The following is a 14,341-nucleotide window of genomic DNA, read 5'->3' on the forward strand; positions in this document are numbered from 1 at the left end:
ATGGAGGGGAACATTGTGAAATTTGGTTTCTTTACAGATACATACTTTCCCCAGGTCAGTGGGGTTGCTACGTCAATAAAAACACTTAAAGAGGAACTGGAAAAAAAGGGTCATCAAGTCTATATTTTTACGACTACAGATCCTAATGCAAAAGAATTTGAAGAAGATGTAATTCGAATGCCCAGTGTTCCTTTTGTATCTTTTAAAGATAGAAGAATCGTTGTACGGGGAATGTGGTATGCCTATCTGATTGCCAAAGAGCTGGAACTAGACTTGATCCATACACATACAGAATTTGGAGCAGGTTTATTAGGAAAAATGGTTGGGAAAAAATTAAAAATACCAGTTATTCATACCTATCATACAATGTATGAGGATTATTTACATTATATTGCCAAAGGCAAAGTAGTTCGTCCAACACATGTGAAATATTTTTCTCGTTTTTTTGCTAATCATACAACAGGCGTCGTTTGCCCTAGTGAGCGCGTCATTGATAAACTGAGAGAATATGGAGTAACTTCTCCTATGAGGATCATTCCAACTGGGATTGATATTAAAAAGTTTGAAAGACCAGATATTACTGAACAAATGAAAGAAGCCTTACGAGAAGAGCTAGGGTTAACTAAAGAGAATATGATGCTTTTATCTTTAAGCCGCATCTCATATGAAAAAAATATTCAAGCAATTATTCAAGGTTTACCAATTATATTCGAACGATTTCCCAATGCCCGTTTTGTGATCGTAGGTGATGGCCCCTATGTAGAAAAACTATCTTGCTTAGCAGAAGAACTGAATATTCGTGAAAAGATCCAATTTGTCGGTGAAGTACCTAATGATCAAGTAGCAATTTATTACAAAGCTGCGGATTATTTTGTCAGCGCCTCAACCTCTGAAACCCAAGGATTAACATATACTGAAGCAATGGCTTCCGGTGTTCCCTGTGTAGTTGAGGGGAATGCTTACTTAAATAATCTATTTGATCATGAAAGTTTAGGACATACATTTGAAAGTGATGATGAGTTTGCATCAGCATTTATTGCCTATGTTGAATCAGGGATCAAACCAGATGAAACCATTTTAAAAGAAAAACTTTATGAGATCTCTGCTTCTTATTTTGGTAATCGAATGTTTGAATTTTACGAAGATATGATTAAATATTATGATCAACGATTGGTGGAAAAAGAAGCTGCCGCTTCAATCGAACGTATTAAAGTTAAATTTACATCTTTAAGAAAATAAATGTTAAAACTTTTATTCTTGGTTTATACTGAGGATAGAAGTTTTTTTTATTAAACAAAAACAGGGAGGAAATAATATGCCACAAATAGGATTTATCGGGACAGGTGTAATGGGCGCTTCGATTGTTAGAAATATGATGAAACATGGGTTAAAAGTCAATGTCTATAATCGAACAAAGAGTAAAACCGATGAGCTTGTAGAAGAAGGTGCAATTTGGAAGGAGACGCCAGCAGAAATCGCTGCATCAAGTGATATTGTTTTTACAATGGTTGGCTTTCCGAAAGATGTCGAAACGATTTATTTCGGTGATAACGGGATTTTCACTGAAAATATCCAAGGAAAAATTATTGTAGATTTGACCACAAGTACACCGACATTGGCACAAAAAATTGCTGAAAAGGCCAGTGAATTAGGTGGAGTTGCTTTGGATGCGCCCGTGTCTGGAGGAGATTTAGGGGCAAAGAATGGTACATTAACAATTATGGTCGGTGGAGATAAGGACTCATATGATCAGTTACTACCTGTTTTTAAGACGTTCGGAACAACTGTTACTCTTCATGGAACTGCCGGGAAAGGTCAGCATACTAAAATGGCAAACCAAATCATGATAGCAGGAACGATGACAGGAATGACAGAAATGCTTGTCTATGCAAATAAAGCTGGTTTAGATTTGGACAAAGTGATCGAAACTCTTTCTGGTGGAAGTGCTGCAAATTGGTCTTTAAGCAACTATAGTCCAAGAATATTAAGAGAAGATTACACTCCAGGTTTTTTCGTAAAGCATTTTATAAAAGATTTAAAAATTGCTTTGGATGAGGCTGAAAAAATGGATCTTGACCTACCATCAACGAAATTGGCGGTTGAACTCTATGAAAAGCTTGCTAATAAAGGCTTTGAGAACGATGGAACTCAAGCTTTGATCAAACTTTGGTGGGATGAAGGAAAACGCTCTTAGATCAAAAATTAAAGAACAGCAAAAAAATGAAAAAAAATGACGAAATATCATGCAAGAAACGCAATGTTTTGATACAATGGTACAGAACTAGTTTGCAGAGGGAGGCCCATTTATGAAACATTCACAACTTGTGGCGATTATTAAGAGACTTGAAGCGATGACTGAAGCAACAGACAACGAAATTCAAGTACGCCGCTTTGAAAAAGAAGGCGTAGAAAAATGCATCGTGAATTATGATAAATCGACTGAAACATTTGAATTAACAGAAAGTGATTCTCAACAAAGCTATCAATTTGATAACATTGATATTGTAGCTATGGAGATTTATGATTTAATTCAATAAAAGAAAAGAGAATAATCAAAAACCTTGTGGCATACAAAATGTATGCCACAAGGTTTTTTTACTAAGCGGTTGTCAATTCTTTAAAGATAGTTTTGACAGTGGTCTTTTCTTTGATACGGTAAGCATTTGAACCAGCAAAGACTAATGCGTCCTCAGGTTCTTTCGTCACTGCATTCAACAATGTTTCAGTGATACAATATGGAATCGTTTCACGATCGCAATGTTTATATGATAAGCAGTTACGGCATTTTTCAATCGGAATTTGCTCGTGTTTGATCCGTTCAGAAAAACGATTTTTGATGGCTCTGCCAGGCATTCCTACCGGGCTTTTAATAATAGTAATATCCTCTTTTTCAGCTTTGATGTAGGCATTTTTAAAAGATTCTGGTGCGTCACATTCCTCTGTAACAACAAAACGTGTAGCCATCTGTACGCCTGAACAACCCAAACTGAGATAATGATCGATATCGTTACGATCGAAAACACCACCGGCAAAAATAACTGGGATTTCTTTGTTGAAGTCTGCTCCAAAAGAGTTGACTGTCTCAACGATTTTTACAATTTCTTCGTCCATTTGTTCAATACTTTTTTCGAGTGTTTCAGCTTTAAAGCCAAGATGCCCTCCAGCTTTCGGTCCTTCGATCACAACAAAATCAGCAGTTTTGTTATATCTCTTTTTCCAAGTACTTAAAAGAACCTTTGCTCCTTTATTTGAGGAGACGATAGGTGCGATTTTAGTTTGACTTCCTTCAACTAATTCTGGTAAATTAATTGGCAGTCCTGCCCCAGAAATAATGACATCCGCGCCAACTTCAACACATCTTTTTACATAACGATCATAGTGAAAGGTTGCCGCCATGATATTGAAGCCGATCAACCCGCCACAAGCAATTTCTTTTGCTTTTTCAAATTGTTTTTGGATGGCGATCATATTCGCTTGTAATGGTGATTTTTCAAACAATTCTTCTTGATATCCGATTTGTGCCGTTGATAAAATACCGATGCCGCCTTCACGGCTAACGGCACCGGCTAAATTCGCTAAGCTAACTCCGATGCCCATGCCACCTTGGATGATTGGAACTTGTGCAACAAGATTGTCTATTACTAATGGTTTTAAAGACATATTTTTGCTCCTTTGTATTAGTAAAAAAAAGTAAATACTTTGACATTCAAACTAAAACAAATGATAGTCAATTGAAAGAGAACTGTCAATTGTTTTTTTTAGAAAGTCAAGAAAATGACAACTCCGATTTTTTTTTATTTAAAATAGGCTTGATATAATAGGCTTTTTAGTTAAGAAAAATTAAAAATCCAATATTTTACTTGCAATCTCTTTTTATATACGATATAGTTTGAACATCAAATGATTTGATTATCAAACTATATGGATGGTGCGCACACATGGAACCTAATTTAGAAACAGTCAACGATTATCTTGTCAGTGTCTTCAATGATATCTTAACTATTGAAGAATCTGAGCTAAAAAAATCACAATTTAATGATCTGTCCATTACTGAGATGCATACGATCGAAGCAATCGGAATGTATAAAAAGAAAACTTCCTCAGAAGTAGCAAAAGAATTGTCGATTACTGTTGGAACTTTGACCGTTGCAATTAATAATCTTGTAAAAAAAGGCTACGTTGAACGGATTCGAAGTGAAGATGATCGTAGAGTCGTTAAGTTAGGTTTGACAAAGAAAGGAAAACTCCTTTTCAGAGTCCACCAACACTTCCATAGAGAAATGGTGAAACGGATTTTAAGCGGAATGGATAAATCAGAAGAGCAAGCATTATTAAAAGCGCTAAAAAATCTTCATGATTTCTTGAAGGAATATAAGTAAAAGTGAGGGCCAAAATGAACCAATTCGCAAAAATAACTTGCACAGGCCGATATGTTCCTGAAAACCTTGTTTCCAATCAACAGTTATCAACAATGATGGAGACTTCTGATGAATGGATTTCAAGTCGGACTGGGATACGTGCGAGAAATATTGTTACCAATGAAAATACGTCGGATTTATGTATCAAGGTAGCCGAACGATTATTAGAAAAATCTGGTAAAAAGCCGGAGGAATTAGACTTTATTCTAGTTGCTACGATGACACCTGATTACGGAACACCTTCTGTTGCGTGTTTGGTTCAAGGAAGTATTGCTGCGCATAAAGCATTTGCCTTTGATATAAGTGCAGCATGTTCCGGATTTGTATATGCTTTAAGTTTAGGCGAAAAATTAATTCGAACAGGTAAAAGCCTTGGCATGATCATTGGCGGCGAAACTTTGTCAAAAGTGATCGATTGGAATGACCGAACAACAGCCGTACTATTTGGTGATGGGGCAGCAGGTGTGTTACTTGAAGCTGATACTGAAGAACATTTTATTTCCGAAAAACTTCAGGCAGATGGGAAAAGAGCCAAGTCGCTGACTTCAGGATATTTGGAAAACAAGAGTCCTTTTTATACGGAATCTTCAGAAGAATCTAACTATCTTAAAATGACAGGCCGAGATATTTATGATTTTTCTTTAAAAGATGTAGCAAGTAATATTCGTGAAATCGTCGAAGAAGATGTTGATTACTTATTACTACATCAGGCAAATAAACGAATCATCGAAAAAATATCCAAAAAGCTCGACATTCCAAGAGAAAAATTTTTAACGAATATGGAACAAAATGGCAACACTTCTGCTGCGAGCATCCCCTTATTATTGGATGAATCAGTAGAGGCTGGAATCCTGAAAATTGGCTCCGGACAAAAAATTGTGTTAACAGGTTATGGCGGCGGTTTAACGTGGGGATCGATCCTCTTAACGCTGTAAGACTGTGACTATATAAAATTAAAAAAGAAATTTATTGGAGGAATATACACATGGTATTCGAAAAAATTCAAGCAATTATCGTAGAAGAATTAGGCAAAGAGCCAGAAGAAGTAAAATTAACAACAAACATCCAAGAAGAACTAGATGCAGATAGTTTAGATTTATTCCAAATCATTAATGAAATCGAAGATGCATTCGATGTGAAAATTGAATCAGAAGATGGCATCGCAACAGTGCAAGACTTAGTAACTTACGTAGAAAAACAAACAGCAGAATAATCAAGCTCATTTGCTTAAACATAGAATTGGCAAAACAAAGTATTTTTGGGAAGCCAAACGCTTGCTGAAAATCTAGCTTTTTTACACTGTTAGTTGGAATTAGAAAGGCTGGTACTAAACTTATTGAGTTTTGTTCCAGCTCTTTTTTCATTAAAGTTTTAAGGGAGGTCGTTTATGCGATCACAGATTTGCAAGTTGCTAAACATTCAGTATCCAATTTTTCAAGGTGGAATGGCTTGGATCGCAGATGCTTCTCTTGCAGGAGCAGTTTCAAATGCTGGTGGTTTGGGAATCATCGCAGGAGGCAATGCTCCCAGAGAAGTTGTTCAGGCAGAAATTAAAAAAATCAAGAAAATGACAGATAAGCCATTTGGTGTCAATATCATGCTGCTTTCACCATTTGCAGAAGATATTGTCGATTTAGTTTGTGAAGAAAACGTTCCTGTTGTCACAACGGGCGCTGGAAATCCAAGTAAATACATGGCACGTTTTAAAGAACATAATATCAAAGTAATTCCAGTAGTTCCTTCAGTCGCATTGGGTGCACGAATGGAAAAAATCGGTGCAGATGCTGTAATTGTTGAAGGAATGGAGGCTGGAGGACATATCGGTAAGCTTACGACGATGAGTATCGTACCTCAAGTAGTTGATGCTTTATCGATCCCAGTCATTGCAGCAGGAGGGATCGGTGATGGTCGAGGCATGGCAGCTGCACTGATGTTAGGTGCAGAAGGTGTGCAAGTTGGTACTCGTTTTTTAGTCGCAAAAGAATGTACTGTACATGAAAATTATAAAGCAAGAATTATCAAAGCACGAGATATAGATACAACGGTTACGTGCCAGCATTTTGGACATCCAGTGCGGGCAATCAAAAATAAACTAACGAACGAATATGATCGATTAGAAAAAATTGAATTGAGAAATCCTGAACCAGATCTTGTAAAATTTGACGAATTAGGTCAAGGAGCATTAAGAAAAGCCGTAGTTGAAGGCGATGTAGATCATGGATCGATCATGGCAGGACAAATTGCAGGAATGATTACAAAAGAAGAAACAGCAAAAGAAATTATTGATTCGTATATTATTGAGATGAAACAAGTTTTTGTAGAGAAATATAGTCAGTGGGGATGATAATCGTTCACATGGCTTTTATGATAAAGAAATTGAATGAAACGAAAAAGTTTTCAGGCGATCATTATTGAGGAATGAGGCTCTTTCGGTTTTAAAGTAAGGAGTAATAAGATGGGAACAGCTTTTGTATTTAGTGGACAAGGTGCTCAATATAGTGGGATGGGCAAGGAATTATTTGATAAAGAAAAAATCGTTCAAGATACGTTTAAAGAAGCTAGTGAAGTTTTAGGCTATGATATGGCAGAACTTTGCTTTACTGAAAATGAGCGTATCAATGAAACGATGTATACACAACCAGCTATTTTAACTGTAAGTATTGCCTTTTTCCGCTTGTTGCAAGCAAAAGGCTATCGACCAGATGTCGTAGCTGGACTTAGCTTAGGCGAATATAGTGCGCTTGTCGCAAGTGGTGCCATTTCATTTAAACAGGCTGTTCAGCTAGTGGCTAAACGAGGTAAATTTATGTCAGAAGCAGCACCTTCGGGGACTGGCAAAATGGTCGCTGTGATGAACGCAGACCGTTCATTGATCGAAGAATGTTGTCTAAAAGCCAGTGAATTTGGGATCGTTTCTCCAGCAAATTACAATACTCCTCAGCAAATTGTGATCGGAGGAGAGGTGACCGCCGTTGATCAAGCAATAGAATTATTAACAGAAGCAGGGGTAAAACGGATGATCCCGCTAAATGTCAGTGGTCCTTTCCACACAGCATTGTTAAAGCCGGCTTCTGAAAAGCTTGCTTCTGAATTAGATCAAATTGAGTTTACAGAAATGACGATTCCTGTAATCAGTAATACAACGGCACAAGTAATGAAGCAAGCAGAGATTAAACAACTATTGGAGCAGCAGGTAATGTCAGCTGTGCGTTTTGCAGATAGTATTGAAACAATTAAAAATATGGATGTTGATACAATTATAGAAGTTGGACCAGGAAAAACACTGACTGGTTTTATCAAGAAAATCGATAAAAAAATTCAAACAGTCCGTGTAGAAGATGAAAAAACATTGGCTGAAACAGAGAATCTTTTGAGCGGGAGGTAACTTATGGACGTAAAAGGAAAAAATGTATTTGTAACCGGTAGTACACGCGGCATTGGCAAAGCTGTTGCCTTGGCATTTGCTAAAGAAGGTGCAAATGTTGCTTTAAATGGACGAGGAGCAATTGATCCGGAACAAATTGCAGAGCTTGAGGCGTTTGGTATAAAATGTATCGGAGTTTCAGGAGATATCGCAGATTTTGATTCTGCAGGTGAGATGATCCAAGAGGTCGTTGATAGGTTAGGTTCGATCGATGTGTTAGTGAATAATGCAGGAATCACGAATGACAAATTATTGTTGAGAATGACAGAAGAGGATTTTACTCGCTGCATCCAAATCAATTTGACAGGAACGTTCAATATGACGCAACATGCAATTAAACGGATGATGAAACAACGTAGTGGTAGAATCATCAATATGTCTAGTGTTGTTGGTGTGATGGGGAATATAGGTCAAGCCAACTATGCAGCGAGCAAAGCTGGAGTGATTGGGTTAACTAAATCTGTTGCGAGAGAAGTAGCAGCTAGGGGAATCACTTGTAATGCAATCGCACCAGGTTTTATTCAAACAGAAATGACAGATGTATTATCAGATAAAGTAAAGGATCAAATGAGCCAGCAAATTCCGTTGAAGTCATTTGGTCAGGTCGAAGATGTCGCAGATGCGACGATCTTTTTAGCTAAAAGCCCTTATATTACAGGACAGGTCCTAAATATAGATGGCGGATTAGTAATGAACGGCTAAACAAAATGCTTGAAAGGAGCGATTGCATGAATCGCGTAGTAATCACAGGGTACGGTGTTGCATCACCGATTGGAAATGATGCAGACACGTTTTTGGAAAGCTTGCAAACAGGGAAAAATGGTATAGGTCCAATCACAAAATTTAATGCTAGTGAAACAGGTATAACATTAGCGGCGGAAGTCAAAGAATTTCCATTTGATAAATATTTTGTGAAAAAAGATGCCAAACGAATGGATTTATTTTCATTATACGGTATTTATGCGGCTTTAGAAGCAATGGAGATGAGTCGTTTAGATACAGAGAAAATCGATGTTGACCGCTTTGGTGTGATGGTGGGATCAGGTATTGGTGGTCTGCAAACCATTCAAGATCAGGTTACTCGTATGAACGACAAAGGACCAAAAAGAGTAGGTCCACTATTTATCCCGATGGCGATCGGCAATATGGCTGCTGGAAATATTGCTTTACGTGTGGGCGCAAGAGGAATTTGTTCAGCTACCGTTACAGCATGTGCTACGGCAAATAATTCTATAGGAGAAGCGTTTAGAAATATCAAGCACGGCTATTCTGATGTGATTTTGGCTGGAGGAGCAGAGGCTTCGATTACTGAAATCGGAATTGCCGGATTTGCTTCACTGACAGCCGTGACCTCGGCGGAAGATCCAAATCGAGGTTCTATTCCTTTTGATAAGGAGCGTAGCGGTTTTGTCATGGGGGAAGGTGCTGGTATTTTAGTTTTAGAATCACTAGAGCATGCCCAAAAACGCGGAGCTACGATTTTAGGAGAAATCGTTGGTTACGGTTCTAATTGTGATGCTTATCATATGACATCACCAAGACCGGATGGTAGCGGAGCAGCGAAAGCAATGCAGTTAGCTATTGAAGAAGCGTCAGTAGAAGCTGCTGCAATTGGCTATATCAATGCTCATGGTACCAGTACACCATCAAATGATGTAGCAGAAACGAAAGCCATTCAAACAGCTTTAGGAGAGGCTTCAAAAAATGTTCGAGTGAGCAGTACAAAGAGCATGACGGGACATTCTTTAGGAGCAACTGGCGGAATCGAAGCAATTGCAACATTAAATGCATTGCAGCATCAATTTATCCCACCAACGATCAATATCGAACAACTTGATGAAGCGATCGAAATCGATAATATTGTCATCAATGAAAGCCAAAAGCATACGTTTGATTATGCTTTGACGAATTCATTTGGCTTTGGTGGTCATAATGCAGTACTTTGCTTAAAACGGTGGGAGGATTAACATGAATATCAATGAAGTAAAAGAACTATTAACGCAGTTCGATCAATCGTCACTGACTGAATTTGATTTAAAAGAAGGTTCGTTTGGTCTTTACATGAATAAAAATAAAAGTACGCAAAGAGTGGTTTCTATTGATGAGAATCAGCCAGCCGTGAATTCAAGTACAACTGTTCAAACAGTTTCTGAGCATTCTGTGGATCAAAGTGCAGCGGTCAATGAGCCAGCAGAAATTGCTCCTGTCTCATTAGCAGAAAATACAGAAGAAATCGTTTCGCCGATTGTCGGAGTTGTTTATTTGAAACCAGCCCCTGATAAAGAAAATTTCAAGCAGGTTGGGGATACTGTGAAAAAAGGTGAAGTTATTTGTATCGTAGAAGCGATGAAATTGATGAACGAGATTACTGCAACGATTGATGGCGTAATCACTGAGATTCTGATCCAAAACGAAGATGTTGTTGAGTTCAATCAGCCATTATTCCGTGTATCAAAAGGAGTGTAAGTATGAATATTCAGGAAATCAAAGAAATCATCCCCCATCGTTATCCGTTTTTATTGTTAGATACAGTTGAGGAAATCGTTATCGGTGAAAAGGTGATCGCTAAAAAAAATGTGACGATCAATGAGCCATTTTTCCAGGGCCATTTCCCAGGTGAACCAGTTATGCCAGGGGTTTTGATACTGGAAGCCTTGGCACAAGCAGGTGCGGTAGCCTTATTATCCATGCCTGATTTCAAAGGGAAAACTGCATATTTCGGCGGTATTGATAAAGCAAAATTTAGACAAAAGGTTGTTCCTGGCGATACATTGATGTTAGAAGTAGAAATTTTGAAAGTAAAATCGATTGCCGGGATCGGCAAAGGAACTGCGACTGTGAATGGTAAAAAAGTAGCAGAAGCAGAATTGACCTTTATGATTGGATAGGTGAGCTATGTTTTCAAAAGTTTTAATCGCAAATCGAGGAGAAATAGCAGTTCGGATCATTCGAGCATGCCGTGAGTTAGGTATTCAGACTGTTGCAGTATACTCTGAAGCAGATAGAGAAGCATTGCATACACAGCTTGCAGATGAAGCGATTTGTATTGGTCCAGCCAAAGCTGCGGATTCTTATTTAAATGTTCAGCATGTATTGAGTGCGGCAATTGTCACGAATGCAGAAGCGATTCACCCGGGGTTTGGCTTTTTATCAGAAAATAGTCAGTTTGCTGCGATGTGTGAAGAATGCAATATTACTTTTATAGGACCAAAAGCAGAAACCATCGATGCCATGGGAAATAAAATCAATGCGAGAACGTTGATGCAAAAGGCGAATGTTCCAGTGATACCTGGTAGTACAGGGGTGATCAACTCTGTAGAAGAAGCACTGGAAATCGCAGATACGATCGGTTATCCTGTGATGCTGAAAGCTGCAGCAGGCGGTGGCGGTAAAGGAATTCGTAAAGTTTTAACCAAAGAGGAATTACCGCAGCATTTCACATCGGCTCAACAAGAAGCGAAGGCTGCTTTCGGCAATGACGATATGTATTTGGAAAAAATTATTTATCCTGCACGACACATTGAAGTTCAGATTTTGGGTGACCATTATGGGCACGTGATTCATTTGGGTGAACGTGATTGTTCCTTGCAAAGAAATAATCAAAAAGTTCTTGAAGAATCTCCATCTATTGCTATTACACCTGAAAAGCGTCAGTTATTAGGTGAAACAGCGGTACGAGCTGCAAAAGCTGTTCATTATGAAAATGCTGGAACGATTGAATTTTTGATGGATACAGATGGAGAGTTTTATTTCATGGAAATGAATACACGTATTCAGGTAGAACATCCTGTTACAGAAATGGTTACAGGCATCGACCTTGTAAAAGCACAGTTAAAAATTGCTTCCGGAGAAGAACTACCTTATACGCAGGAAGATGTGATAATGACTGGTCATGCCATCGAGTGCCGGATCAATGCAGAAAATCCAGCATTTAATTTTGCGCCTTCACCTGGGAAGATCAATAATTTATTATTGCCAAGCGGAGGCATGGGTTTAAGAGTAGATAGTGCAATGTATTCAGGCTATTCAATTCCGCCATATTATGATTCGATGATCGCCAAAGTTATTGTTCATGGTTCTGATCGGATGGATGCATTGATGAAAATGCAGCGTGCTTTAAATGAGATCGTAACAGAAGGCATTATCACAAATGCTGAATTTCAGCTGGATTTGATTACTCACGACAATGTATTGGCTGGAGAATACGATACTAGCTTTTTACAAGAAACTTTTTTACCAAATTGGAAACCAGAAAGCGATAACTAAAAAGGAGCAGGTGTATGGCTTTATTTAAAAAGAAAAACTACATTAGAATCAATCCGAATCGCGCGGGGGACCAATCTTCTGTAAAAAAACCAGCCGTTCCTGATAATATGTGGGCCAAGTGTCCGTGTTGTAAACGAACACTGTATACAAAAGATATGGGGGCAGAGAAAGTCTGCCCTTATTGTGGTTATAGTTTTAGGATCGGTGCTTGGGAACGCCTTGCGTTGACGATTGATGAGAAGAGCTTTGAAGAATGGGATACAGAAATTACAACCAAAGACCCGCTGAATTTTCCTGATTATCTAGATAAAATCACTAAAATGCAGGAAAAAACGGAGCTTCATGAAGCTGTTTTGACTGGTAAAGCCCGTATAGATGAACAAGAAATTGCGATCGGTGTGATGGATGCTAATTTTATTATGGGAAGTATGGGAACAGTTGTCGGTGAAAAAATCACTCGCTTGTTTGAACGAGCGACAGAGCAGCAATTGCCTGTGATCATCTTTACAGCTTCTGGTGGCGCAAGGATGCAGGAAGGAATTTTTTCTCTGATGCAGATGGCAAAAATTTCAGCTGCCCTTAAGCGTCATAGTAAGGCTGGGTTGCTTTATATAACTGTTCTGACTGATCCAACAACTGGAGGCGTTACTGCTAGTTTCGCAATGGATGGCGATATTATTTTAGCTGAGCCGCAAAGTTTGATCGGCTTTGCAGGACGCCGCGTGATCGAACAAACCATTCGACAAAAATTGCCGGATGATTTCCAAAAGGCAGAATTTTTACTGGATCACGGCTTTGTCGATCAAATCGTTGCCAGGAATCAATTACGAGAAGTACTTAGTAAACTGATAAAGATCCATACGATGAAAGGGTGGAAATAAAATGGAAAAAACAGCCAATGATATTGTCACCCTAGCCAGAGCACAAGATCGGTTTACCTCTTTAGAATATATCGATGCGATTTTTGATGATTTTATGGAGTTTCATGGTGATCGTTATTTTGGTGACGATTTAGCAGTTGTCGGTGGTATTGCGACTTTAGATGAAAAACCGATCACAGTAGTCGGCATCCAAAAAGGGCGTAACTTACCAGAAAATATCGATCGTAATTTTGGTGCGCCGCATCCAGAAGGTTATCGAAAAGCATTACGCTTGATGAAACAGGCTGAAAAATTTTGTCGACCAGTGATTACTTTTATTAATACGGCTGGTGCTTATTGTGGGATCGAAGCAGAAGAACGTGGTGAAGGTGAAGCAATTGCCAGAAACTTATTGGAAATGTCCGATCTAAAGGTTCCAATTATTGCCATTATTATCGGCGAAGGGGGTAGCGGCGGAGCTTTAGCACTTGCTGTAGGTGATGAAGTTTGGATGCTGGAGCATACGATTTATGCGGTATTATCACCGGAAGGGTTTGCTTCCATTTTATGGAAAGATGGTAGTCGTGCAAAAGAGGCGGCTGAATTAATGAAAATCACAGCGAATGAGTTAAAGGAATTGACGATCATCGATCGAGTGATACCAGAAGAAATGAACGGTGAGGCTCTAGAACAGCCTCAAATCAATCGAATGATTCAAAAAGCACTTATTGGTAAATTAAACGAATTATCCCAACTTGATACTGAGACGTTATTAGAAAAACGTTACGAACGTTTCCGTAAATATTAAACAAAAACATATGAGATCATCGATTTACGTTGACCTCATATGTTTTTTTGTCAATCACCGTAGACTTCTGAAATCGACCAAACAAAACCAAATGGGTCTTTAACATTTGCTACTTTAAATTTATCAGGGATGATCATGACCGGCATTTCTAAAGTACAACCAGCATTAAGACTTTTTTCTACCAGTTCGTCAACATTATCACAGATGAGCTGGATACAAAATGGTGTACCCTTTAATGTTAAAGGTGACTTTGCTTCAGATTCAGGTTGCTCATCAGCCAGTGCGAACATGCTTTCACCGATGTTAAAGCGTCCAGAACTATCTTTTTCAGAAATAGTCAGTTCGATTCTTTTTGCATCAAATAAATTTTCATAGAAATTCATCGCTTTCTCGGTGTTTGGGACAAATAGATTGATGGATGCTTTTTTGATGATTACAGTCATTGGAATTCCTCGTTTCATTTTGTTTAAAAAAAGTGTACCATACAAAGTGAAAACAAAGGAAAACGATTGCTTACAACTGAAATTACAGATGACTGAATTTATGATCAGCATTTATAGAAATT

17 protein-coding genes are annotated in these 14,341 nt (G+C 38.3%); 15 read left to right on the plus strand and 2 right to left on the minus strand.

The annotated features are described in order from the left end of the window. The first annotated feature begins 15 nt into the window (after nucleotides 1–15). The 3 genes from CC204_RS17415 (at nucleotide 16) to CC204_RS17425 (ending at nucleotide 2,537) form a co-directional block, all read left to right on the plus strand. Nucleotides 16–1,239, plus strand: a complete 1,224-nt coding sequence (locus tag CC204_RS17415; RefSeq protein WP_088271331.1) for a glycosyltransferase family 4 protein — start codon at nucleotides 16–18, stop codon at nucleotides 1,237–1,239. Nucleotides 1,240–1,315: 76 nt separating this feature from the next. Next, a complete protein-coding gene (locus tag CC204_RS17420) occupies nucleotides 1,316–2,194 on the plus strand; it encodes an NAD(P)-dependent oxidoreductase (RefSeq protein WP_088271332.1) in 879 nt (292 codons plus the stop codon). A 112-nt stretch (nucleotides 2,195–2,306) separates the two neighbouring features. Beyond that, complete coding sequence (locus tag CC204_RS17425) at nucleotides 2,307–2,537, plus strand: YkuJ family protein (protein WP_069663497.1); 231 nt, start codon at nucleotides 2,307–2,309, stop codon at nucleotides 2,535–2,537. A gap of 61 nt (nucleotides 2,538–2,598) precedes the next feature. On the opposite strand, the gene CC204_RS17430 is transcribed toward CC204_RS17425, so the two are convergent. Continuing rightward, on the minus strand, nucleotides 2,599–3,660 hold the full coding sequence (locus CC204_RS17430; protein WP_088271333.1) for an NAD(P)H-dependent flavin oxidoreductase: 1,062 nt from the start codon (nucleotides 3,658–3,660) through the stop codon (nucleotides 2,599–2,601). Nucleotides 3,661–3,938: 278 nt separating this feature from the next. On the opposite strand from CC204_RS17430, the gene fabT reads away from it, so the two are divergent. From fabT to CC204_RS17490, 12 genes are all read left to right on the plus strand, one after another. Then, nucleotides 3,939–4,379 carry a fatty acid biosynthesis transcriptional regulator FabT gene (gene fabT, locus CC204_RS17435; RefSeq protein WP_069663499.1) on the plus strand — a complete coding sequence of 147 codons (441 nt, stop codon included), beginning with the start codon at nucleotides 3,939–3,941 and terminating at the stop codon, nucleotides 4,377–4,379. 14 nt (nucleotides 4,380–4,393) lie between these two features. Continuing rightward, nucleotides 4,394–5,353: a beta-ketoacyl-ACP synthase III gene (locus CC204_RS17440; protein ID WP_088271334.1), complete on the plus strand. Its 960-nt coding sequence runs from the start codon at nucleotides 4,394–4,396 to the stop codon at nucleotides 5,351–5,353. 50 nt (nucleotides 5,354–5,403) lie between these two features. After that, a complete protein-coding gene (locus CC204_RS17445) occupies nucleotides 5,404–5,631 on the plus strand; it encodes an acyl carrier protein (RefSeq protein ID WP_088271335.1) in 228 nt (75 codons plus the stop codon). Between the two features lie 174 nt (nucleotides 5,632–5,805). Then, nucleotides 5,806–6,762 (plus strand): enoyl-[acyl-carrier-protein] reductase FabK, encoded by a 957-nt coding sequence (fabK, locus tag CC204_RS17450; RefSeq protein WP_088271336.1) that lies wholly within the window; start codon nucleotides 5,806–5,808, stop codon nucleotides 6,760–6,762. Nucleotides 6,763–6,873: 111 nt separating this feature from the next. Continuing rightward, nucleotides 6,874–7,803: an ACP S-malonyltransferase gene (gene fabD, locus CC204_RS17455; RefSeq protein ID WP_088271337.1), complete on the plus strand. Its 930-nt coding sequence runs from the start codon at nucleotides 6,874–6,876 to the stop codon at nucleotides 7,801–7,803. Nucleotides 7,804–7,806: 3 nt separating this feature from the next. Further along, nucleotides 7,807–8,544, plus strand: coding sequence for a 3-oxoacyl-[acyl-carrier-protein] reductase (gene fabG, locus CC204_RS17460; protein WP_088271338.1), 738 nt, complete (start codon nucleotides 7,807–7,809; stop codon nucleotides 8,542–8,544). Between the two features lie 26 nt (nucleotides 8,545–8,570). Next, nucleotides 8,571–9,809, plus strand: coding sequence for a beta-ketoacyl-ACP synthase II (gene fabF / locus CC204_RS17465; protein ID WP_088271339.1), 1,239 nt, complete (start codon nucleotides 8,571–8,573; stop codon nucleotides 9,807–9,809). 1 nt (nucleotide 9,810) lies between these two features. Beyond that, nucleotides 9,811–10,308, plus strand: a complete 498-nt coding sequence (accB, locus tag CC204_RS17470) for an acetyl-CoA carboxylase biotin carboxyl carrier protein (protein ID WP_088271340.1) — start codon at nucleotides 9,811–9,813, stop codon at nucleotides 10,306–10,308. Nucleotides 10,309–10,310: 2 nt separating this feature from the next. Further along, a complete protein-coding gene (gene fabZ / locus CC204_RS17475) occupies nucleotides 10,311–10,730 on the plus strand; it encodes a 3-hydroxyacyl-ACP dehydratase FabZ (RefSeq protein WP_088271341.1) in 420 nt (139 codons plus the stop codon). Nucleotides 10,731–10,737: 7 nt separating this feature from the next. Further along, nucleotides 10,738–12,108, plus strand: coding sequence for an acetyl-CoA carboxylase biotin carboxylase subunit (locus CC204_RS17480; protein ID WP_088271342.1), 1,371 nt, complete (start codon nucleotides 10,738–10,740; stop codon nucleotides 12,106–12,108). Between the two features lie 14 nt (nucleotides 12,109–12,122). Further along, nucleotides 12,123–12,989, plus strand: a complete 867-nt coding sequence (gene accD / locus CC204_RS17485) for an acetyl-CoA carboxylase, carboxyltransferase subunit beta (RefSeq protein ID WP_088271343.1) — start codon at nucleotides 12,123–12,125, stop codon at nucleotides 12,987–12,989. Between the two features lies 1 nt (nucleotide 12,990). Further along, nucleotides 12,991–13,776: an acetyl-CoA carboxylase carboxyl transferase subunit alpha gene (locus CC204_RS17490; RefSeq protein WP_088271344.1), complete on the plus strand. Its 786-nt coding sequence runs from the start codon at nucleotides 12,991–12,993 to the stop codon at nucleotides 13,774–13,776. Nucleotides 13,777–13,826: 50 nt separating this feature from the next. Here the strand turns inward: CC204_RS17490 and CC204_RS17495 are convergent, their stop codons facing one another. Then, complete coding sequence (locus CC204_RS17495) at nucleotides 13,827–14,219, minus strand: VOC family protein (protein ID WP_088271345.1); 393 nt, start codon at nucleotides 14,217–14,219, stop codon at nucleotides 13,827–13,829. Between the last annotated feature and the right edge of the window lie 122 nt (nucleotides 14,220–14,341).

Source organism: Enterococcus wangshanyuanii, assembly GCF_002197645.1.
GTDB classification, from domain to species: domain Bacteria; phylum Bacillota; class Bacilli; order Lactobacillales; family Enterococcaceae; genus Enterococcus_L; species Enterococcus_L wangshanyuanii.